This is a genomic window from Vibrio sp. T9 (assembly GCF_003123985.1).
Lineage (GTDB): Bacteria > Pseudomonadota > Gammaproteobacteria > Enterobacterales > Vibrionaceae > Vibrio > Vibrio diabolicus.
On the sequence record NZ_NIGY01000004.1, the window covers coordinates 423025 to 445229 of the forward strand.

18 protein-coding genes are annotated in these 22205 nt (G+C 44.7%); 9 read left to right on the top strand and 9 right to left on the bottom strand.

What is annotated here, in order from left to right:
- Positions 1-195: 195 nt before the first annotated feature.
- Positions 196-2049, bottom strand: a complete 1854-nt coding sequence (locus tag CBX98_RS10770; RefSeq protein WP_109169198.1) for an ABC transporter ATP-binding protein — start codon at positions 2047-2049, stop codon at positions 196-198.
- Between the two features lie 145 nt (positions 2050-2194).
- Here CBX98_RS10770 and CBX98_RS10775 point away from each other — a divergent pair, with 145 nt between their 5' ends.
- The 4 genes from CBX98_RS10775 to fhuB are packed head-to-tail and all read left to right on the top strand — an operon-like array spanning position 2195 to position 8022.
- Positions 2195-4300, top strand: a complete 2106-nt coding sequence (locus CBX98_RS10775; protein WP_109169186.1) for a TonB-dependent siderophore receptor — start codon at positions 2195-2197, stop codon at positions 4298-4300.
- Between the two features lie 52 nt (positions 4301-4352).
- Complete coding sequence (locus CBX98_RS10780) at positions 4353-5138, top strand: ABC transporter ATP-binding protein (protein ID WP_109169187.1); 786 nt, start codon at positions 4353-4355, stop codon at positions 5136-5138.
- Positions 5129-6058 carry an iron-siderophore ABC transporter substrate-binding protein gene (locus CBX98_RS10785; protein WP_109169188.1) on the top strand — a complete coding sequence of 310 codons (930 nt, stop codon included), beginning with the start codon at positions 5129-5131 and terminating at the stop codon, positions 6056-6058. Before CBX98_RS10780 ends, CBX98_RS10785 begins: the two co-directional genes overlap by 10 nt.
- The gene (gene fhuB, locus CBX98_RS10790) at positions 6055-8022 is read left to right on the top strand and encodes a Fe(3+)-hydroxamate ABC transporter permease FhuB (protein ID WP_109169189.1); all 1968 of its coding nucleotides are present in this window, start codon (positions 6055-6057) and stop codon (positions 8020-8022) included. The genes CBX98_RS10785 and fhuB overlap by 4 nt, the downstream gene beginning before the upstream one ends.
- Positions 8023-8121: 99 nt before the next feature.
- On the opposite strand, the gene CBX98_RS10795 is transcribed toward fhuB, so the two are convergent.
- From CBX98_RS10795 to CBX98_RS10830, 8 genes are all read right to left on the bottom strand, one after another.
- The gene (locus CBX98_RS10795) at positions 8122-8970 is read right to left on the bottom strand and encodes a mechanosensitive ion channel family protein (protein WP_005392418.1); all 849 of its coding nucleotides are present in this window, start codon (positions 8968-8970) and stop codon (positions 8122-8124) included.
- A gap of 96 nt (positions 8971-9066) precedes the next feature.
- A complete protein-coding gene (locus CBX98_RS10800; protein WP_047008476.1) occupies positions 9067-10407 on the bottom strand; it encodes an HlyD family type I secretion periplasmic adaptor subunit in 1341 nt (446 codons plus the stop codon).
- Positions 10382-12100, bottom strand: a complete 1719-nt coding sequence (locus CBX98_RS10805; RefSeq protein WP_109169190.1) for a type I secretion system permease/ATPase — start codon at positions 12098-12100, stop codon at positions 10382-10384. The genes CBX98_RS10800 and CBX98_RS10805 overlap by 26 nt, the downstream gene beginning before the upstream one ends.
- Before the next feature lie 153 nt (positions 12101-12253).
- Positions 12254-12844 carry a calcium-binding protein gene (locus CBX98_RS10810; protein ID WP_005392412.1) on the bottom strand — a complete coding sequence of 197 codons (591 nt, stop codon included), beginning with the start codon at positions 12842-12844 and terminating at the stop codon, positions 12254-12256.
- A gap of 207 nt (positions 12845-13051) precedes the next feature.
- Positions 13052-13708 carry a LuxR C-terminal-related transcriptional regulator gene (locus CBX98_RS10815; RefSeq protein ID WP_109169191.1) on the bottom strand — a complete coding sequence of 219 codons (657 nt, stop codon included), beginning with the start codon at positions 13706-13708 and terminating at the stop codon, positions 13052-13054.
- A gap of 228 nt (positions 13709-13936) precedes the next feature.
- Entirely contained in the window at positions 13937-14605 is a 669-nt protein-coding gene (locus CBX98_RS10820; protein ID WP_109169192.1) for a LuxR C-terminal-related transcriptional regulator, read from the bottom strand.
- A 248-nt stretch (positions 14606-14853) separates the two neighbouring features.
- Positions 14854-15054 carry a restriction endonuclease subunit S gene (locus tag CBX98_RS10825; protein WP_005392406.1) on the bottom strand — a complete coding sequence of 67 codons (201 nt, stop codon included), beginning with the start codon at positions 15052-15054 and terminating at the stop codon, positions 14854-14856.
- Positions 15055-15110: 56 nt separating this feature from the next.
- On the bottom strand, positions 15111-17027 hold the full coding sequence (locus CBX98_RS10830) for a methyl-accepting chemotaxis protein (protein ID WP_109169193.1): 1917 nt from the start codon (positions 17025-17027) through the stop codon (positions 15111-15113).
- 310 nt (positions 17028-17337) lie between these two features.
- Here CBX98_RS10830 and CBX98_RS10840 point away from each other — a divergent pair, with 310 nt between their 5' ends.
- From CBX98_RS10840 to CBX98_RS10860, 5 genes are all read left to right on the top strand, one after another.
- Positions 17338-18294 carry a MoxR family ATPase gene (locus CBX98_RS10840; RefSeq protein ID WP_005392397.1) on the top strand — a complete coding sequence of 319 codons (957 nt, stop codon included), beginning with the start codon at positions 17338-17340 and terminating at the stop codon, positions 18292-18294.
- A gap of 14 nt (positions 18295-18308) precedes the next feature.
- Entirely contained in the window at positions 18309-19235 is a 927-nt protein-coding gene (locus CBX98_RS10845; RefSeq protein ID WP_006741915.1) for a DUF58 domain-containing protein, read from the top strand.
- 38 nt (positions 19236-19273) lie between these two features.
- Positions 19274-19750 carry a DUF4381 domain-containing protein gene (locus CBX98_RS10850; protein ID WP_047008481.1) on the top strand — a complete coding sequence of 159 codons (477 nt, stop codon included), beginning with the start codon at positions 19274-19276 and terminating at the stop codon, positions 19748-19750.
- Complete coding sequence (locus CBX98_RS10855; protein ID WP_085344156.1) at positions 19743-20747, top strand: VWA domain-containing protein; 1005 nt, start codon at positions 19743-19745, stop codon at positions 20745-20747. The genes CBX98_RS10850 and CBX98_RS10855 overlap by 8 nt, the downstream gene beginning before the upstream one ends.
- Positions 20740-22205, top strand: a 1466-nt coding sequence (locus tag CBX98_RS10860; RefSeq protein WP_109169194.1) for a VWA domain-containing protein, incomplete at its 3' end; no start/stop codon positions are given. The genes CBX98_RS10855 and CBX98_RS10860, both read left to right, overlap by 8 nt.

Consider the following 22205-nt stretch of genomic DNA (forward strand, 5'->3'; position numbering starts at 1 on the left):
AGCCCATTCGGAGTTCGCGTAAAAAAAGCGTAAAAAATGCAAGAACGACAGTGAGTTATAGACATAACCATCATTAAGTTGGCCTAACTTAATGAATAATCACAAGTAAACGTCACCCATTGACGCCTACTCACTCGGTATAAACGGCAGACACAAAAAAGAGGAGCATTTGCTCCTCTTTCGTGTAGCGTCATATTAGATGACTTGCAGTTGAGCATCACCTTGCTCAGACAAAAAGCCGCCGGTTTGATGCTTCCACAACTGAGCGTAAACGCCGCCCAATTGCAGCAGCTCGTGGTGTGAGCCTTGCTCAATGATTTTGCCGTCATCCATCACAATCAAACGATCCATCGCGGCAATCGTTGATAAACGGTGAGCAATTGCAATCACTGTTTTTCCTTCCATCAGAACTTCAAGGTTTTCTTGAATTGCCGACTCCACTTCTGAATCAAGTGCAGACGTTGCTTCGTCCATGATCAAAATTGGTGCGTTTTTCAGCAGCACGCGAGCAATCGCCACACGTTGACGCTGACCGCCAGACAACTTCACGCCGCGTTCACCCACTTCAACGTCATAGCCAACGTTACCTTGCTCGTCTCTTAGAGATTGAATGAAATCATGAGCGTGTGCTTTTTCAGCAGCTGCGATAACGGCATCCATTGAAGCATCTGGATCACCGTAAAGAATGTTTTCCTTAATTGAGCGATGTAGCAAAGAGGTGTCTTGCGTGATCATACCAATGTGTTGGCGCAGCGACTCTTGTTCGACTTGAGAAATATCCTGTTCATCAATACAAATTTTCCCCGTATTTACGTCGTAAAAACGCAGCAACAGGTTAACCAACGTGGATTTGCCTGCCCCTGAACGACCGACAATACCGACTTTTTCGCCCGGTTTGATGGTCAGGTTCAAGTTCTCAAATACCGCCTTTTCATCACTGTAGTTAAAACCTACGTGATCAAAGCAGATCTCACCTTGAGAGATTTGCAGAGGCTTGGCATTTGGTATGTCTTTCACTTCAACGTCGTTTGAAATCGTATTAATACCGTCTACTACTGTACCGATGTTTTCAAACAGTGCGCTAACTTCCCACATGATCCACTTCGACATTCCTTGTACGCGCAACGCAATACTAATGGCAATCGCAATAGCACCAATTGTTACAGCGTGATCTAGCCATAGATAAACCGAAATGGCACTGATAGACATCAGCAGTAAATAGTTGATGGCATCGACACTAAACAGCAAACAAGTCACCATGCGCATTTGGCGGTAAACCGTCACCAAAAACTGCTTCATGCTGCTTTCTGCGTATTCCAACTCTCGCTGTGAATGAGCGAATAGTTTTACGGTAGAAATGTTGGTGTAAGAATCGACAATGCGCCCAGTCATTACAGAGCGAGCATCCGCTTGCTCTGTCGCTACTTGTTTCATTTTAGGGATAAAGTAGAACTGGATAACCGCGTACATTCCTATCCAAATCACAATAGGCAACATCAGCAAACCATCGGCCTCGCCCATCATCCAGAGCATCGAAAGAAAATAAACGCTGATATAAACCAGTACATCCACCAGCTTCATGACCGTTTCTCGTACCGCTAACGCACTTTGCATCACTTTGGTCGCAACTCGGCCTGCAAAGTCACGTTGGAAAAATCCAACCGCTTGTTTTAGCAAGTAACGGTGAATCAACCAACGGATAGACATCGGGTAGTTACCCAATAACGTTTGGTGCATCACCATTGAGTGGACAAAACCCAGAGCTGGCATCACAACCGCCACTAAGAACAGCATCATTAGCATGCGATCACCCTGATCTTGCCAGAATGTTGCGCGATCTTGATTAGAGAGAATATCGACGAGCTCACCCATATAACGCAACAGCGTCACCTCAGTAATGGCAATAAGCGCACTGAACACAGCCATGACAAGTAAAGGGGCTTCAAAGCCACGAGTGTAAAAGCGACAGAAGCCAAAAAGTGTCTTCGGTGGCTTTTCGGTTTCCATCTGGGGAAAGGGTTGGGTCAGTTTTTCAAACCAATTGAACATAACAACGACTTTAAGTACCGCGAATGAATTTGCGAACGTTTTACTATCTTTTGATACAAAAGTCAGTAAAATACCGAAACAAAAGTTCAAATGATAATAATTACAATTAAGCTTAGCGTTAATCATAATTGTCGGGAATATATTTATGACAAAGAATAACTTACTGACCATCGCGATCCGTAACGCATTGGTCTGTGCTTTGGCACCAACAGCAGCAGTGGTTGCATTCACAGCACAAGCTCAAGAAGACGTTGTACAAGATGACATTATTGCAATGGAGACCATTACGGTCACCGCACAAGCACTTAAAGTAGAAACCCCTGCGGCAGAAACGCCGCGCAGCGTATCTATCATTTCTGAAGATGAACTTCGTGTTCGTGCACCGCAAAAATTGGACGAAGCATTACGCTACACGTCTGGTGTAACCGCTCAACCTTATGGCGCAGACAACGACACTGATTGGTTCAAAGTTCGTGGATTTGATGCAGCGACTTACCTAAACGGCAACCGCCTATTCCGCGATGGTTACTACACATGGTTAGTCGAACCTTACGGCCTAGAAAGTGTAGAAATCGTTAAAGGCCCATCAGCTATTCTGTTTGGTGAATCGGCACCAGGCGGTATCGTGAATGCGGTGCAGAAAAAACCAACGTTTACGCCTCAAGGCGAAGTAAAAGTCGAAGTTGGCAACAACCAACACCAATCCGTAGGTTTTGACATTGCTGACGAAGCAAACGACGCAGGCACCGTGCGCTATCGTTTGGTTGGTTTGATGACAAGCCAAGACGGTGAACTGGACGGCACAAATAACGAGCGTTTCTACCTAGCGCCAAGTGTCGAGTTCGACATTTCTGACCGTACAATGCTGACCGTTTTGGCTACTTACCTTCATGATGACGGTGTACCAACTAACCCATTCTTCCCGGCAGCAGGTACTCTGATTGGTTCTAACTTTGGCAAAATCGATCCTTCGACTAACCTTGGTCAGCCAAACTACGATAAATACGAACGCACGCAGTTTTCTCTAGGTTACTTACTAGAGCACGACATCAATGACACGTGGTCATTCTCGCAAAACCTCAACTACGGCTCCAATGAGTTGTACTTGCGCAGCTCTTACGCATTCTCAAACAACGATCCAGCGAAAGAAGAGTTAACGCAAGGCATCGTATTCCGTGACGGAAAAAACCAGAGCATCACGTTCGATAACAATGCTGTCGGCAACTGGATGACAGACAACGCAGAGCACACGGTGCTTGTCGGTATGGATCTGCAATTCCACAAAACCGATGGCGACGAGCAGGACAACTACGCGTTTGGCACCATCAACCCGTGGAACCCAGTTTACGGCAACTTCACCCCTCTTGATCCTGCCAACAACGTGAAACGTGAGATTGAGAAATCTCAAGCAAGTGTCTACTCACAATACCAATTGAAACTGCATGAACAGTGGATTGGTAACATCGGTGCTCGTTACGACTGGGTGAAAACAGAAAACTCTGGCAAAGGCGCAGGCGTTGATCAAAACGAATCTCGTGATGATGGTCAGTTGTCTCTCAGCGCGGGTGTTATGTTCCTTGCAAACAATGGTCTGTCACCTTACGCAAACTACTCTCAGTCGTTTGAAGTGATCAGTACAATTGATACAGCAACCAATGAACTATACAAACCGCTAGAAGGTGAACAAGTAGAAGTAGGTGTGAAGTATGAGCCAGGCTTTATGGATGGCTTTATCAACCTTGCATGGTTCGACATTACGCAAAAGAACGCGTTGGTGACTAACCCTTCAACATGGATCGCGACACAAACGGGGGAAGTGACTTCTCAAGGTATTGAGCTTGAAAGCACGGCGCAGCTAACCGACGATCTAAAACTGATGGCAAGCTACACCTACACTAAAGCGAAAACAGATGAGAGTTTTGGCCAAGGTAAAAAACAAGCCGCACTTATTCCTGAACACCAAGCTTCAGCATGGGTAGACTACAGCGCCTACAGCCTGATTCCAGGCCTCAATATCGGTACTGGTGTGCGCTACGTAGGTGAGTCAAAAGATAACCCTAAGAGCTCGAACCTAACTGTTCCTTCAGTCACTCTTTGGGATGCGTCAGTCACTTACGACATCACTTCACAGTGGCAAGCACAGCTAAACGTTAACAACATTCTGGATAAAGAGTTTGTTTCAGGTTGCGATTACTGGTGTTACTACGGCCAGTCTCGCTCTGTTATGCTAAACGCAAACTACCGCTGGTAATTGAACTTTCTACTCCCCTCTCTTGAGGGGAGTTTTCTCCTAAGAGTCATCCATGTTTCAACTGTCTAATATTGAGATCGTTCGAGGTGGACGTCAGATCCTCGTCATCGACCAACTTAACATCCCAACGAATGAACTAACTGTCGTTTTGGGCCATAACGGTTCAGGCAAATCGACACTGGTGAACCTGCTTTCTGGTCAAATGTCTCCAGATAAAGGCACGGTAACACTAAACGACACTTCCCTTTCATCACTCAAAACCAAAGAGCTGGCAAAGCAGATCGCCTATTTGCCACAAAAGCTGCCCTCCTCGGCTGGTTTAACAGTAGAAGAGCTAGTGCGCTTAGGTCGCTTTCCGTGGCGTGGCGCACTTGGTCGCTGGAAACCTGAAGACAAACAGATCATCGCAGAAGCCATGGCTCTCACTGGCGTAGCTCCGTTTGCTCAAGCATTAGCGGACGATTTATCGGGCGGTGAGCGCCAACGCGCTTGGGTGTCTATGCTGTTGGCTCAACAATCGCCAATTTTGATTCTCGATGAACCAACCTCGGCGCTCGATGTTCACCATCAGTTTCAACTGATGGCGTTACTGGCAGAGCTAAATAGAACCGAGAACGTAGGCATTATCGTGATCCTGCACGATTTGAACTTAGCACTGCGCTATGCAACCCACATTGTTGCGCTCAAGAAAGGTCAAATTGCGTTCGAAGGCAACGCCGGCATGTTGCTAGATGAGGAGCGCCTTTCTGAGTTGTATGAGTCACCAATTAAGCTCATTGATCATCCAACTCCAGCCAACACATTGGCGAGCCAAAAGGTGGCTGTTGTATGCGCATAATAGCTCGTTTACTTACTGTGGTTACACAATCTGCTTTTCTGTTGGCATTTTTTATGACTAATGCAAATGCAGTCATCACCGTTACCGATGAATATGGTGAGCATAGTTTTGAGCAAGCGCCACAACGCGTTGTTGCCTTAAACTGGGACATCTTAGAACAAGTTTTGGCGCTAAACGTAGAACCAATCGCAGCCCCAAATTTACCAGGCTACCGCCAATGGGTCGTCAATCCAACTGCACCAGAGTCAATTGAAGATATTGGAACCCGAGCAGAGCCCAACTTAGAAAAAATCGCCAGCTTGAAGCCAGATGTCATCCTTACTGCGTCTCCACAGCAAGACTTGATTCCGTTACTCAAACAAATTGCTCCGGTAATCTATTTACCTAATTTTTCTGAAAGTGAGGCCGCAGCTGAAACGGCCATTCGTCATTTTCGTACGCTCGGCAAGCTATTCAATAAAGAGGCACTTGCTGAACAGAAACTGACACAATTAGACACATCATTTGAGCAAATGCGCCAGCGAATTCGCCACTATTACTCTGAGCCACTCAGTGTTTTGGTGATGCGTTTTTCAACGCCGAATACAGTGTTTCTTGCAACCGAAAATTCCACCACAGACTACGTGGTCAGAAAGCTGGGATTACAGACTCCAATTAAAGAGGACCCACGTGCGTGGGGGGTAAAGCAAGATCGGATTAATCGACTTCAAAACCTTCACAACAGCTACGTTCTCTACGTACAACCTTTCCCAGAAGAACGCAAACTGAAAGATTCGCCACTTTGGCAAGCGATGCCGTTTGTAAAGAAGCAGCGGGTAAATTCAGTCAGAGCAGTGTGGGCGTATGGCGGTGCTATGTCTTTGCAATACACCGCTGAAGCGATTACCGACAGTCTAATAGAGCTGGCACCAAAGCAATGAGAACGAAACATTATATTGGTTATCTGGCGCTGATTACGTTACTTAGCGTCTTTAGTCTACAAATTGACACTAATTTATCACTCTTCGAACAATGGCAATTATTAACAAAACCAGAGGTAGCGAGCGAATTTCGTGACGTATTTTTTACGCAAGCTCAGCTTCCTAGGTTAAGTATTACTCTGCTTGTTGGTGCCATGCTTGGTCTCACTGGCAGCTTAATGCAGCAATTAACGCAGAATAACCTCACCTCTCCTTTGACTCTTGGCACCTCTTCTGGGGCTTGGCTTGCATTAGTCGTGGTAAACATTTGGTTTGTTGATTGGGTAGCCGACTACTCTGCATTAGCCGCAATGGTAGGCGCCTTAGTGGCGTTTGGCCTGATCGTATCTATTGCCGGTGTGCGTAATATGACAGGTTTGCCGTTGGTCGTTTCGGGGATGGTGATCAATATCTTGCTCGGTTCTATCGCCACAGCCATTATTATTTTAAACGCCCAGTTTGCACAGAATATCTTTATGTGGGGAGCAGGAGACCTTTCTCAATACAGCTGGGATTGGTTTGAGTGGTTATTGCCTCGCTGCGCTATCGCTATCGTAATTTTGATCGTCGCACCACGTATTCTGACCTTAATGAAACTAGGACAAGAAGGCGCAGCAGCCCGAGGCTTATCGGTAGTACCTGCTTTTAGCACGTTAATGGTGATGGGTATTTGGCTGGTATCAGCCTCAATCACTGCGGTTGGTATCATCAGTTTTATCGGCTTGTTAACACCAAACATCGCCCGTGCAATGGGAGCGAGAACGCCACGTGACGAATTGATCAGCAGCATGCTAATGGGCGCAATGCTATTAATCATCACCGACTCTGCCGCCATCTCGCTAAGCTTATGGTTAGAGGAAACCATTCCTAGCGGCGTAGCGGCTGCAGCTATTGGCACTCCCGCTTTAATTTGGTTTACTCGTAAAAAGCTGACGGCAACCGATCAACTTAACCTTTCAATGAGCCAAGGAAAAACGGCGCTTTCTAAGCGCGCAGTTTGTAGCATAGTGATAATGAGCATCGTCGGGGTTCTGGTTTACTCATTCGTTACCCATGGTATAAACGGGATCCAATGGTCCGTGCCAGGGGAGTTCCAATGGCAATTACGCTGGCCGCGAATGCTAACCGCACTTTCTGTCGGTATTGCGCTATCCGTTGCAGGAATCATTTTGCAACGCATTGTTTACAACCCTCTGGCAAGTCCCGATATTCTCGGTGTGTCTTCCGGAGCCACGTTTGCCATTATTACGACAGGAGTCATCGCTGGGTCACTTCTCTCCGCATTTAACTGGGGGATCGCTTTTTTCGGAAGTATGTCCGTATTGATGTTATTGCTGATTATCGGTAAACGAAGCCATTTTAATCCATCTAACTTCGTGTTGTCCGGCATCGCACTAACGGCACTATTAGAAGCCCTTGTTCAATTTTCGCTAGCTCAAGGTTCTGGTGACAGTTACAAAATTTTATTGTGGCTAACTGGTTCAATTTATCGAGTCACAGCCGACACCGCACTGATGCTATGTTTGGCAATAATGGTTCTGCTTACCGCTGTATTCGCGATTTCTCGCTGGCTAACATTAATTTCCATCGGACGACAATTCTCAAATGCACGAGGACTTAACCCCACCGTAGCCAATACGCTAATGCTCACCATCGTTGCTTTATTATGCGCCTTTTCTACCGCTACAGTTGGTCCGATATCTTTTGTTGGCTTGGTCGCTCCCCATATGGCGATGATGTTAGGAGCAAGAAAAGTGAAAGAGCAACTAAGTGTCGGAGCCTTAATTGGTGCAACCCTAATGTTGTGGGCAGATTGGCTGGGACAAATCGCTATTTATCCAAGTCAGGTCGCAGCTGGCACATTGGTCTCTATTTTAGGCAGTACTTACTTTCTGTTTTTAATGCTGAAAAGTAAATTCAGCTAAGTATTCAGGGAATATAGTTAGAGCTGGAAATAACGTTAGAAAAACAAACCCCGCTATGTTTGATAGCGGGGTTTGTTTTAACTGGCGTACGACACTTCTCTATTTTTCACTCACCACAGGAAAGCGCTGCTCATAAAGTTCCATAAAGTCTTTACGAATCAAATGCTCCAAGTGGTTAGCTTTATCGGTCGGGCAGAAAATCATAACATGCAAAATCTGCTCACCATTGATATTGCTAGAAATATGCATATGTGGCTCTGCACCGGGAAGATCGACCCCAGCGTGTTTTTCAATCATCGCATTGTAGCGATGTGCAACATCACTGAAGTAGCTACAATGCTCTTCAATCTTGTCGGTCAAGATTGGTAACAGAGGATACAAATTAACGAAGTCTTTCACCACGATAGAGAAATTGTGGTAGACGTAGCGCTTCATAAAATTGAGGTTCTTTACTGGGTAAGTAAAAAACATACTATTGGGTAAGGTCGCGGTTTTTCCGGTGTAGTGATATTGCCCATGGTGCAGGTCGATCTCTTGAATCACCGTCGCCATCATATTGTGCTCGATCACTTCGCCGCACAGTTTACCGACCTCAATCCAGTCACCGACACGAAAAGAACGTGAGCTTGCTCTTTGAATCGAGCCTGTAAAACACAAAATTATCTCTTTGGATGCCACAACAATGGCAACCGCTATCGCCGTGACACTTAGAGCAAACTCGTTTATTTCTGATTGCCATAAAATAAATAAAATCAGTAATGTAACGGCAAAGGTGCCGTTCTTAGTTCTGGACATCCAGCTGCGCTGATCTTCAGAAAGAAAGGCATGGTCACCACGAATCATCGATAAAATGGTACGACGAATTAACCACATAATCACAAAGATCAGTGCGGTAAAAATCAGTTTATGAGTGAGAAGAAAATCGACGACTAACTGCACTTTCTCCATTCCACGGCTCCCTTAGAATTAAAATACGGCCTAGTAACGGGTAACCATAACAAATTATTTTGTCAGTTGTCCGTGTTCACTCAAGTACTTTTGAGATTACTCCTCTCTAAAAGCGCGATTCATGCTTTCAGTGATTGGCTTTATTAAATAACTTAAAGGCGTTCGCGGTTCAGATAAAATAAGCACTTCCGCGTTCATTCCTGAAGTTAAGCGGTGTTTGGCTACATCTTCTTGCGAAATTGCAATTCTAGCGAGGTAAAAATCCTCTTGGTTTTCTTGTGAAAGCTTATCCGCAGAAATCGTTAACACCGTGCCGTCTAATGGTGCCAACGTTCTAGCATTCAGAGCGGTCAGACGAACATGCGCCTGCTGACCTGGGTTAACTAAATCGATATCCTGGGGATTCACGCGAGCCTCGACTAACAACTTATCGTCTTGAGGAACCAACTCCAATAGCGTTTCACCCGAACCAATCACACCTTTTTCAGTAAACACCTGCATGTTGACCACACGGCCTGCAATAGGTGCATTGATGGTTGTTCTCGCTACAATATCTTGTGCTGAGCGATACTCTTCACGAATGGCGACGATTTCCTTTTTGGTGTTTCGTAGCTCCTCGACAATCTCATTTAGTCTTTCAAGCTTCAACTCTTCAATTTGCGCTTGGTTTTCATCCAACCTTTTGCTTACTGTGAGTGATTGTCTGTCTAACTGACTTAAGGTACTCCGCACTTCCGCCGCAAGACGTTTGAGTTGAAGTAAGGTGGATTTACCCGAAAAGCCTTTTTGAACTAGAGCTTGGTTACTGTCTATTTCTTCGGCGATAAAATTGAGTCTTTCTCTCTCAATTACTTTGGTTTGCTGGAGGTTTTCCAGCTCCAAATTTGCCCCAGAAATACTCTGCTCAATGATGCTCAGCTTACTATCAAAGAATCGCTTTCTCGCTTCAAAGATCTTGTTTTGAACCAGTTGAGCTTCTTGGACGATATCGACGCGAGGAATACTTTCAAGATCATCAGACCATACGATCGTTGGCAATTCATCTAGCTCAGCACTTAGACGGTTTTCCTTCGCTAGAGTATGAATAAACTGACCACTTAATGAATCCAACTTCGCCATAGCTTGTCGCTTAGAGAGTTGAATTAATAATTGACCTTTTTCAACTAAGTCCCCCTCCTGCACGTACAGCTTTTCAATAATGCCGCCTTCTAGATGTTGAATTTCTTGTCGCTTAGTGAGAACAGACAAATCGCCATAAGCAATCGCAGCACTCTCTAATTTCGCTGTCGCAGCCCAGTAGCCTAGACCGCCAAGAAAAACACTTAGCGTCACCACACCAAGTAAAATTGGCTTTCGAAAGCTTAGTTTCGCTTGCGGACTAAAACGATAAACGGTTTCAGACGGATGCTGATTAACGGCTGGCAGTTGATTGCTCATTTCTTACCCTTGGAATATCTGTTCTTTCTTCGCCCATCAAGCGTTTTAATACTTCATCTTTATCACCGTATAATTTGACTCGACCTTCAGCTAAATACAGCAATCTATCCATTTGTCGTAATGTACTCGGATTATGGGCAATGACGATAATCGTTGATCCTTGCGCCTTTAAATGGGCAATCAAACGTTGATATGCAGCCTCTCCTTCACCATCAAGGTTGGCATTAGCTTCATCGAAAATCACAATAGATGGATCGCCATAAACGGCTCTTGCAAGTGCGATTCTCTGCCTTTCTCCTCCAGATAAACCACGGCCATTTTCGCCAATAACGAAATCATAGCCTTTGTTTTTCTTGAGTATTAATTCATGACATCCTGCTAGTTGCGCCGCCTTGATGACTTTAGCGGGGTCTTCCTCTTTGAAGCGCGCGATGTTCTCCCGAATTGTGCCAGGAAACAACTCTACTTCTTGAGCGAGATAACCAAAATGGGCGCCGCGGTCTTCCGATGCCCAAGTAGACACTTCCATACCATCAAGCGTAACCTTACCCGCTAGTGGCTTGATCGTACCTAATAACAACCGAGCAAACGTCGATTTACCAGTACCAGAAGGGCCAATAACTCCGACAGCGACTCCGGGAGGAATAGATAAGTTGATCGATGAGAGTACAGGCTCTGTTGTGCCAGGATGGCGATAAGCAAGTCCAGTAAGTTCATAGTGTCCTTTTGGCTTTGGCAGTGGCATATTCGATTCATCTTGGCGTACGATTGCGTCGATTTCTTTTAGTCGTTTATACGCGCCTTTAGCAGACATAGCACTTCGCCATGTTCCAATCGCCTGCTCCATCGGCGAGAGTGCCCGACTCATTAAAATGGAACTCGCGATCATCGCTCCCGCAGTAATCTCATGTTGGATCACTAACCATGCTCCGCCTCCCAGCAAAAAGATCTGTAGTGAACCACGTACAAACTTAGAAAAGTTAGCCATGTAAATGGACTTACCTGCCACTCGCTCTTCGAGCATATTGACTTCATTCACGCGCGACTGCCATTTCTCTAAGAACGCGTTCATCATCCCCATCGCAAGAATTGAATTGGCATTTTGCGTGGCTAACTCGGCGTTGTTGATATGAGAGATCGCCCTGACTTCACTCTCTTGCATGGTTTTACGCGTCATTAGCTCATTGAGTAGCCCGAGGCTAAACAATACGATAGACCCGAGTAACGCGATGTGACCCAATACTGGGTGCAATAAATATACGAACAAAATAAACAGCGGTGTCCAAGGCGCATCCAATAGTGGATAGGGTGCTTGGCTGCTCAAAAAGCTTTTGATGTTCTGAATGTCTCGCAGCGTTTGCGAGGTGTAACTCTTCCCTGTGTGCGATTGGTATTGAATGCTGCGCTTAAGCATAAAAGTGGACAGTTTGGTGTCCATCCAATAACCAAATGATTTACTCATTTGCGCGCGAGCGATATCAATAATCGACATGGTTAGTAACGCGACAATCACGATAATAGTGAGCAAAAGTAGAGTATCGGTTGAATAGGAGGATATCACTCGGTTGTACACTTGAAGCATGTACAAGGGAATCGAGAGGACTAGTATGTTGATAAAAAGGCTAAAAGCGATTAGCAAGCCCGCAAGCGTGCATAGTTTTTGTCTCACTTCTTTGAAAACCGTTTTTTGCACGACTATTTCCGTTTAAATTGAAAATTTAGGCGCCAGCAAAAGCTAGCACCTAACTTAAGACAGCCTCAAATACACTCTAGAATGACCGAGTTAGTTCACCTCAGCGTGACAGAGCCACACAAACTAAATCCCATTCTGAGTGATTTAAGTCATTTAGATTGCAAATAAATCCGCACCGTAAGTATTGATGTCAGTTTCGGTAACGCCAATGAGTTTCACGGTTAGATCAGCACCATCGGTAAACACGGCATTACCTACAGCATCATAGCTAAAGCTTAAATCACCGAAGTCTGTGACCGAGTCGCTAATAATGTGCAAAGAATCTTCACCAATGGTGAAATCCACAACTTTTGCTTCGCCATGGCCACCAAACTTATCCGTGAACACAAACTTATCGCCATTGCTGCCGCCAACTAGAACATTATCACCAGAACCAGCTACAAGAATATCTTCACCGACGCCGCCATTTAGTTTGTTGTCACCCAACAAACCCAAAAGCAAATCATTACCTGTACCACCGCCGAGGTAATCGTTTCCTGTACCAGCCCTTAAGATGTCATCACCAGCACCACCAGTTAGGCGATCATCACCGTCGCCGCCGATCACATAATCGTTACCGCCACCGCCAACAAACGAATCATTACCACCAAAACCAATAAACAAGTCATCGCCGCCATCGAAATCAGCAAATTGGTTATTTACACCTGCATCGCCTAGATACGTGTCATTGTCACTTGTGCTCATTTTTATTCCCTCTTGTCTTAATAATTGAATAGACCTTTTATTCTATGTCTGAGTAGATTTGTAACAGACATGAGAAGTCTAATAGTCAACCTAATAGGAATAAGTTTGAATATGGGATGATATTTCAGACTGACATTTTAATAATAAATATAAAACTTAGTACTTTATAGAGTATTTTCTTTTTATTACAGTAAGTTAATACTAGTACTACAGATTTCGCCTAGCCCAACTTGTTGCTTGCGTACGGTTCTTTACTTCTAACTTTCTAAAAATATTGTATAGATGTGATTTAATAGTATGCTCACTGATAAATAAAGAATCAGCAATTTCCATATTTGAGCCTCCTTCTTTCAACATTTTTAAAACTTGAATTTCACGCCGAGTAAGCTCTACCTCGATAGCAGGCTCAATAATGCTATTCGCTTCTTTTCCTCGATAATAATTAACCAGCTGATCCAGTAATCTTCGAGACAGCCAATTATCTCCTTTTATTATTGCTTTTAACCCCTGACACACCTTGTCCATAGAGTCTCCCGGACCGAATATACCCTTTACATTCGGCCATGAGGCGAGTTCTTCTGTGTCTAAGTCATAACCTAAATTAAGCATTATGGTTCCTAGCACTTTATTACTATCTTTTAAATAAACTAAAGTTTCGGATGGAATCTCAACTGAAAAATCAACAAGCAAAAAGTAGCGTTCCGGAATGAGTTCGTGATAACTAGGGTTTTTAGTATCTATGATCGTTATTTTAGTTTCTATATTTTTAGAAAGCATTTCCTTAAAGTTTTCACTCTGTAAACTTTGTTGAGTGAGCATTAGGACTTCAGGCTTTTCCATATACTGTTCCATAATGTTTCTCATACTTTCAGTGACTTAACATTCTTAAATTCGTCGTTAATCGCCCGCACTTAGTGTGATATGTAAGTGCTAGTCCACAGAGTAAAGTTATTTGCTACTTTTTTAAATTCCAAAGTTATTAAAAAGAGAATCAAAAAAAGTGTTTCTCATAAAAGAAACACTTTTAACACATTTAGGTCACAGCAATGATTAAGAACTCACTAAATTAAATAACGTAATATTTCAAGGACATTACACTGTTAACGAGTTATCCGAAATATTTTCTTTCGCCCAAATAAGTGCTTGGACTCTATTTTTTACTTCAATCTTCTTGAAAATATTGTGTAAATGAGTCTTTACCGTATTCTCGCTCACAAATAGTTGTTCGGCAATTTGTTGATTGGAAGCCCCCATAGAGAGAAAGGTAATTATTTGTTGCTCTCGTTTGGTCAAAATAGCGGGAACATTCTTATTTATAGGTTTGCAGTGGCGACGAAGGTGAGTAATATATTGCTGAGAAAACTTACGGCTGAACCACATATCCCCCTGAAGTACCTTACCAATCCCAACTTGCAGCGTTTTTATATCATCAGAGGTATAGAAAATACCTGCTAGAGTACGCCAAGCAAAAAGATCTTCAGTCGAAATGGATTGATCACAATTAATTAAGATTTCGAGCGTATCTTTCTGTTGCGACTCTTTAAATTCCGAATAACGCCGAAAGATTTCATCAGTGATCACACTGCAATCAACAATAATGGCTGACGCTAAAGGCGAATCTAACGCTCCGTGAATAAGAGAGTCTGGTGTGATTAGAGCAACACTAATACAGAGTTTGGTCTCCAATACATCTTTCAGCAGAGATGACTGCAGACTGCCCTCCGTGATTAAAATGACATTTCTTGTTTTTTGTTGCTCCATCCTGATCGCATTCCCTTGGTCGCTTTTATTGAAATACGCAATAGATTTAGATAGAGCAGTAGTATTGTCAAGTATGAAAATAACTAGTACTAATTAATAACTCATTGAAGTGTCAATAATTTTTAAGTGGCAAGTCTGTAAGAGGTATTAGCATTTTTCAGGCATTAAAAAAGGGAGCATACACTCCCTTTTTTGTATTTGAGTTGGTGATTTTGTCGCGCCCGTTAGAGCCGAAACCTCACCCTAGCTTAGTGAACTGGAACAGAGTTTTTCTGGTTAAATTTACCAAAGTGTTGCTCTAACACTTCTGGCGTCAACTTACCTTCTGCTTCCAGCTTTTTTAGCTCAGCGACGATCGCTTTTTGCTCTTCTAGCGACGGCAGTTTTACTTCTGGCTCCTGAGCGGCTTCCTGAGAAATCTGCTCTAGTTCTTTTTCGAAGTCATTCATAGTACTTACCTAAATTTAGTTAGTGAACTTTTAAACTTCGGCTATTCTATCCAACTCTATAGCTTGAAGCTACCAACCATCTTGTCCAGACGTGAAGAGAGCGCTTGAAGATCACGACTTGCATCCGCCAGCTCTTCTGCCGTTGCCGTTGTCATTTCATTGATCGCGTTGATTTCTTCAATGTTTTGGTTAATGGTATGCACCACAGTGGATTGCTCTTCCGTCGCCGTAGCAACTTGCGTATTACGATCAGAGATGTCTGTAATTCGCTCAGAAATATTGACTAACACTTCCACTGCTTCATCGGTTGAAGCGACCCCTTCAATAGTGACCGCTTTACCCGCTTCCATCGCACTTACTGCGTCTTGTGCGTCACTTTGAAGTTGGTTGATCATCCGTTGGATCTCTTCTGTTGAATCAGCCGTGCGTGACGCTAGGTTTCTTACCTCGTCAGCAACCACCGCAAAACCACGACCTTGCTCTCCAGCACGTGCAGCCTCAATCGCGGCGTTCAACGCAAGCAAGTTGGTTTGTTCTGATATGTCACGAATTACGCCCAGAATCGAGCCAATATCTTTAGTTGTCGATGCCAGCTGCGTGACGACAATATTGGTCGTTTCTACGTCATCAGCTAGGCGGCTAATCACCTCTTTGGCTTTCATAACCACTTCACGACCCGTTTGAGTATTATCAGAAGCCTGATTTGCCGTATCGGCAGCAGTAGCCGCGTTCGATGCAATTTCGCTGATGGTCGCACCCATCTGGTTAATCGCCGCAACAACTTGAATGGTTTGATCACGCTGCTCTTGGCTGTTGTCATGTGTGGATGTTGCTTTCGTCGAAACACTTTCTGCGGCTTGACTTAATGAGCCACTGGTTAAAGCAACTTCTTTCATTGTGGCGTGGATCTTCTCAATAAATCCGTTGAAGCCTTTTGAAAGCTGAGCAATTTCATCATTACCCTGAATTTCAATGCGCTGCGCCAAGTCGCCTTCACCTTGCCCAAGGTCGGTAAAACGATCGGCAATCAGTCGAATTGGTTTAGTAATACTATTTGCCAACCATACGCCCATCAGAATGAATACAACGGCGACAATGATGGTCGTAAACAGCATTTTTTGCGCAGTAGCATTTAGGTCCGCGAAGACTTCATCGACAGGAACTACACCAATGACAAACCAGTTCATTGAAGGAACATACAAACTGGAAACAAACGTGTCCTGCCCTTCAAAGTCCACATTAATCAAATTGAAGCTGTTTTTATTCAGCAGTGCACTCGCATCACTACCAAATAGCTTGGTGATAGAAGTTTGGTTTTTACCTTGTTGACGATGTATTTGAATCTCACCCTGTTCGTTAGTGAGGAACACATAACCCGTATCTTCAATTTTAAACCCATTGAGCAGCGCAACCATGTCGTCCATCGACTTTGAAAGACCTGACATTGATGTACCATTTAAGTCTTGGTAGTTGGCAAACATTTTTACTTCGCCGTTTGCCTCTTGGAAAACGCTCACTGACGTTTCTTGACCAGAAGACGTAAAGCCAAAGAACCAAGCATCTTGAGTTCGATTAAGCTGACGCAAGAACCCGTTTTGATTCCAGTAATATGCCGTTTGACGATTGGCTACCGACGCATCATTAAGTCCGTACTGGGATTTAACGTTATTGAGCTGCTGAACTAACTGAACTTCTACCGACGGATCGCGGTCTGTATTAGATAGAGCTTCGACAATAAACTCGTTTGTTGCGAGCTGTTTTGCGGCTTGTTGCATCTCTACAACTTCGCGGTCAATTTCTGTATTGATTTGCTGCAGCATCGCAGGTAGTTCGATATTAATAAGACGGTGGCTCAACACATCTCTTGCATGACGCTGAGCCATAACACCAACGATAATTGTTGATGCTAAAACAGCAAACGTAATACCAAGTACAACCTTCTGTTTGATGCTCAAGGAATGAAGTTTCAACATATTCGGACCTTTTAAAAGAATCACTTGTTATTGGCCCCATAAGGGGAATCTGGTGCATATCTCATGACACGCACATCACAGAAACTTTATCGGCTCACATATACAAAACTAGAGGCATTTCTCACTATATTATGAAAAATAAATGTAACGCTCTGTCAGATAAGAACTTTCAGTGATAGCAAGTACTTGCAATTCTCTGCAGCGTCCCAATATTGAAAAGATAAATTGCGAAAGCGCATTGGAACTTTTTCCATCTGGAAAATGACCAATACTCAACACAAAAATCAAATGGATATCGAGAGTCCAAAGCATGCATAAATCTAACTTCGAAACTCTTCAGCAATACCTAGAGTCGCAGATCATTGGTCAGCAAGATCTAGTCAAACAACTGCTTGTTGCCCTTTTGGCAGATGGACATATTTTGGTTGAGGGCCCTCCTGGGCTGGCAAAAACCCGTGCAGTAAAATCACTCTCAGATTGTGTTGAAGGCGACTTCCACCGAATTCAGTTTACCCCTGACTTGCTGCCAGCCGATTTAACCGGCACCGATATCTTCCGCCCCGAAACCGGAGAGTTCACTTTCCAATCTGGTCCTATCTTCAATTCTCTTATCCTTGCGGATGAGATAAACCGTGCACCGGCCAAAGTACAAGCGGCGATGCTTGAAGCAATGGCAGAGAAACAAGTCACAGCAGGTCGCCATACTTACCCGTTGCCAGAGTTGTTTTTGGTCATGGCGACTCAAAACCCGATTGAACAAGAAGGGACTTATCCACTACCTGAAGCACAGCTAGATCGCTTTTTATTACATTTAGAAGTGGAATACCCAGATGCGGAGCATGAGCTATCTATCTTGCGTATTAACCGCGGTGAAGCAAAAGGCGAAACTACCGTCGAGCGCCCAATGTTAAGCCAACAAGATATATTCACTGCGCGTAAAGAAGTGTTGGATATTCATATGGCCGAAACGATAGAGCAGTACATCGTCCGTTTAGTTATGGCAACACGTCGAGCCAGCGAATATGACACTGAGCTGGATAAGTGGTTGTCAATGGGCGTTAGTCCACGTGCCACCATCGCTCTGGATCGTTGTGCCCGTGCGCACGCTTGGCTTGCAGGTCGTGATTTTGTGTCCCCAGAAGATGTTCAAACCATGGCTTATCCGGTTTTGCGCCACCGTTTATTACTGAGTTACCACGCTCAAGCGGAAGGCATTACGGCAAACCAAGTCATTGATAAGCTGCTAAACCTCGTTGGCAGTGCATAAGACGAGGGAGTGATATGTCCACAACGCATCCATTGCCACCTCATGCGAATGGGGTGACATTAACCCTTGAAGAGCTGCTGCAATACCGCACTCAATCTGTACGTTGGTTGCCACCAGCACAAAGTATCTGGTCGCAAATGAGCGGTAACCATACCAGCCGCCAAAAAGGGCGAGGCATGGATTTTATGGAAGTACGCCAATACCAACCTGGCGATGATATCCGCAGTATTGATTGGCGGGTAACTGCTCGTACAGGGAAAGCGCACACAAAGTTATTTGCAGAAGACAAAGAGCAAGCTGTGATTCTTTACCTTGACCTGAGTTCTAGCCTGCATTTTGGGTCTAAGTATATGCTTAAGTCGGTTCAATTGGCTCACTTTGCCAGCGTGTTGATTTGGCTCACTTTGGCTAAAAAGGATCGCATCGGTGCGGTGATTGACGATGGACATCAATGTTTTGAGTTTCGCCCTTCCTCTCTACAAAAACAGGGGCTGCGGATTCTTAATGCTATCGTCGATACACATAACGCGCAGGTGGCTCGTACTGCCAACAACGAGGCTCGTACACTGCAGTATACTCAGGTGTTAGAAACACTTCATACACTGACACCTAAGGGCAGCGAACTGATTATGCTCAGCGACTTTGCCCACATAAGCGCAGCAGAGTTGACGCAGTTACGTCGACTAAAACAGCACAACAGTGTGAGGGCTATTCAGTTTTATGATCCTTTAGAAAGAGGTGAAACAAACTTTAGAGGTCAAGTAAAAGCCTCGGATGGACAACGTAGTCAATGGTTCAACTTTGGCTCCAAGGGCCAAAGAAAGGAACTCGAAACACACTTTACTCAACACCAAGAAACCATTAAACAGCAATGCCATTCGATGGCGATTCCATTTAACACGCTATCAAGTGGTTGGCCCTTGATTTCACAATTAAGCTAACAAACTGTACAAGCAGCATTTATTAAGCAGTAATAATAATGACAACAAACAACCAAAGCCTAGACCTTGAACCTCTGATTTTACCAAACGCTCCGGATTGGTTTCCGCTCGCTTGGGGATGGTGGGCAGTGCTTGCGGCCACCGTACTTTTCGTTTTCAGCATTTATCTTTATACGAAGTGGCGTAAAAAACGCCTACGCGCGCAAAAGGCAGCCTTAAAACTTTTAACTCAATCTGTCACACCTCATACCCCTTCCTCTGCTCTAGAAATATTGCGTCAGGCGGCATTGAGTTACTTTCCGCGTGAAGAAATCGCGCCATTAACTGGAATCGCTTGGTATGAATTTCTCGATAGCCATACCAAAGAAACTCGATTCGTAGACAAACAACATCAGTGGCAAGAAGCGCTGTATCAGAAATCCTCTCAAGAAAATCATCAAAGCTTGGTCGATGATTGTGTCTTTTGGATAACTCACGCTTTGCCACCAAAGAAAAAGGCAAATAACCGTGACTGAGCAAACACTCATAACCGATCTTGCCCAATGGCTAAACATTGAATTTGTCTGGTGGTGGGCACTATTTTTGCTGCCTGTCCCCTGGCTGGTATACAAGCTCCTGCCACAAGAATCTCAACAAGCCGAGATCAAATTGGCGTACTTACCAACTAATGAGAATGGCAGCAAGCCTAGGCAAGCCCTGCAAAAATCACTATCAATGGCGATCTGGGTTCTTCTTATCATTGCTTGCGCGCGTCCAGTTTGGTTTGGTGATCCAGTTGAGTTCCAACCCAAATATCGGGACTTGATGTTAGTCGTCGACCTATCTGGCTCGATGCAGCAAGAAGACATGGAGCTCAACGGCGAATACATCGACCGCCTCACCGCTGTCAAAAAAGTTCTGTCGGATTTCGTGGCAAAGCGAAAAGGCGACCGTCTCGGGGTTGTTTTGTTTGGCGATCACGCGTATTTGCAGACGCCACTCACTGCAGACCGTAAAACCGTCATGCAGCAGATTAATCAAACCGTCATCGGCTTGGTTGGTCAACGAACCGCCATTGGTGATGGCATTGGTCTAGGCACGAAAACTTTTGTAGACAGTGATGCTCCGCAACGAGTCATGATTTTGCTTAGTGACGGCAGCAATACTGCCGGTGTGCTCGAACCGCTCGAAGCAGCGGAAATCGCAAAAAAATACAATGCGACCATTTACACCGTAGGCGTAGGTGCTGGTGAAATGATGGTGAAAGAGTTTTTCATGACTCGCAAGGTTAACACCGCAGCCGACTTGGATGAGCAAACACTAACTAAAGTGGCAGAGATGACTGGTGGACAATATTTTCGGGCGCGAGATACTGAACAGCTCGAAAAGATCTACGACACGATCAACCAGCTCGAGCCCGTGTCAAGCGACACGCAAACTTGGCGTCCGCAGTCAGAATGGTTCCCATACCCATTAAGCGCTGCATTCGTACTGTCGGTATTGTTATTCCTACTGAGGAGAAAACATGGCTGAGTTTATTTTCCTTAACCCTTATTGGCTTTTGGGGCTTATCGCAATCCCTATTGCGCTCTTGCTCAATCACAAATTTAGAGCAAAAAAATCGACACTGATTGCCCCTCACCTAGCTAAAGTGCTCGGACAAAACACGCAGTCCAAACACTATTTTATTCTCTGGGGCGTAGCTTGGGCGATTGCCTGTATTGCGCTAGCGGGACCAAGCTGGCAATCCAACGCTCGCCCAAGCTTTGAGTTAAACCAAAACCGCATTTTAGTGCTTGATATGTCTCGCTCGATGTTCGCTACGGACATCAAGCCTAATCGACTCGCGCAAACACGTTATAAGGCGCTGGACTTACTTCCTAAATGGAAAGAAGGGGCTACGGGTCTTATTGCTTACGCTGGCGATGCCTATAACTTAAGTCCACTGACGACTGATTCCAGTACGCTTGCCGGCATTATCGAGAATTTGTCACCAGAGCTAATGCCTTTTCAAGGGGCAAACCTGCCTTCCGCAATTGAATTAGCGCTCAACCAGTTCTCTCAAGCAGGTGTGCAACAAGGCGACATCATCGTGTTAGCTGATGACCTTGATGAGTCAGAACTGTCTCGCGCGTTGAATTTGGTCGAAGGTAAAAACATTCGGATCTCTGTTCTTGCAGTAGGAACCGCTAATGGTGCTCCCATCGCCCTACCCGATGGTTCTCTTTTAAAGACTGCACAAGGCACAACTGTCGTAGCGAAAACAAATCTGAAGAATTTACAAATACTAGCAAAGAAAACAGATGGAATTTTTGTTCCTATTCAGCACACCAATCGCGATGTTGAGAACATTTCGGCCTTTACGAGCAACGTTGGCAGTCAACTTTCGGCCAAGAAGAGTGAAGAAGTGAGCACTGACTCTCGCTTAAACGGTGGCTTTTGGTTGCTGCCGCTGTTACTTCTGCCTGCAGCTTTACTGTTCCGACGCGGCCTGATTTGGATGTTTGTGGCAACAATAATACCGATGACTTGGACACAACACGCCGAAGCAAATCCGTTCTTAAATGCCGACCAACGAGGAGCGGAACTCTACAAGCAAGGTGAGTATGAACAGGCGCAAAACCTATTTACAAACCCAAGCTGGAAAGGAGCCGCCAGTTACCAAAAAGGTGACTACGAAGCCGCTATTGAAGCATTTTCTCATGACTCCTCTCCTAACGGCCGCTATAACCTTGCCAACTCTCTGGCGCAAAATGGTCAATTAGAAGAAGCAGCAGAGCTTTATAAAAAACTGCTTGAAGAAAAGCCCAACTTTGAAGCTGCAAAGAAAAACTTGTCGGTTGTGGAACAAAAGCTGAAACAGCAACAGCAACAGCAACAGCAACAGCAACAGCAACAGCAACAGCAACAGCAACAGCAACAGCAACAGCAACAGCAACAGCAACAGCAACAGCAACAGCAACAGCAACAGCAACAGCAACAGCAACAGCA

Excerpts from the sequence above, each read along its gene's own strand:
- CBX98_RS10810 (WP_005392412.1), bottom strand. The coding sequence starts at position 12,844 with ATGAGCACAAGTGACAATGACACGTATCTAGGCGATGCAGGTGTAAAT.
- CBX98_RS10785 (WP_109169188.1), top strand. The coding sequence starts at position 5,129 with ATGCGCATAATAGCTCGTTTACTTACTGTGGTTACACAATCTGCTTTT.
- CBX98_RS10850 (WP_047008481.1), top strand. The coding sequence starts at position 19,274 with ATGACAACAAACAACCAAAGCCTAGACCTTGAACCTCTGATTTTACCA.
- CBX98_RS10775 (WP_109169186.1), top strand. The coding sequence starts at position 2,195 with ATGACAAAGAATAACTTACTGACCATCGCGATCCGTAACGCATTGGTC.
- CBX98_RS10830 (WP_109169193.1), bottom strand. The coding sequence starts at position 17,027 with ATGTTGAAACTTCATTCCTTGAGCATCAAACAGAAGGTTGTACTTGGT.
- CBX98_RS10845 (WP_006741915.1), top strand. The coding sequence starts at position 18,309 with ATGTCCACAACGCATCCATTGCCACCTCATGCGAATGGGGTGACATTA.
- CBX98_RS10825 (WP_005392406.1), bottom strand. The coding sequence starts at position 15,054 with ATGAATGACTTCGAAAAAGAACTAGAGCAGATTTCTCAGGAAGCCGCT.
- CBX98_RS10840 (WP_005392397.1), top strand. The coding sequence starts at position 17,338 with ATGCATAAATCTAACTTCGAAACTCTTCAGCAATACCTAGAGTCGCAG.
- CBX98_RS10800 (WP_047008476.1), bottom strand. The coding sequence starts at position 10,407 with ATGAGCAATCAACTGCCAGCCGTTAATCAGCATCCGTCTGAAACCGTT.
- CBX98_RS10795 (WP_005392418.1), bottom strand. The coding sequence starts at position 8,970 with ATGGAGAAAGTGCAGTTAGTCGTCGATTTTCTTCTCACTCATAAACTG.
- CBX98_RS10815 (WP_109169191.1), bottom strand. The coding sequence starts at position 13,708 with ATGAGAAACATTATGGAACAGTATATGGAAAAGCCTGAAGTCCTAATG.
- CBX98_RS10820 (WP_109169192.1), bottom strand. The coding sequence starts at position 14,605 with ATGGAGCAACAAAAAACAAGAAATGTCATTTTAATCACGGAGGGCAGT.
- CBX98_RS10780 (WP_109169187.1), top strand. The coding sequence starts at position 4,353 with ATGTTTCAACTGTCTAATATTGAGATCGTTCGAGGTGGACGTCAGATC.
- fhuB (WP_109169189.1), top strand. The coding sequence starts at position 6,055 with ATGAGAACGAAACATTATATTGGTTATCTGGCGCTGATTACGTTACTT.
- CBX98_RS10770 (WP_109169198.1), bottom strand. The coding sequence starts at position 2,049 with ATGTTCAATTGGTTTGAAAAACTGACCCAACCCTTTCCCCAGATGGAA.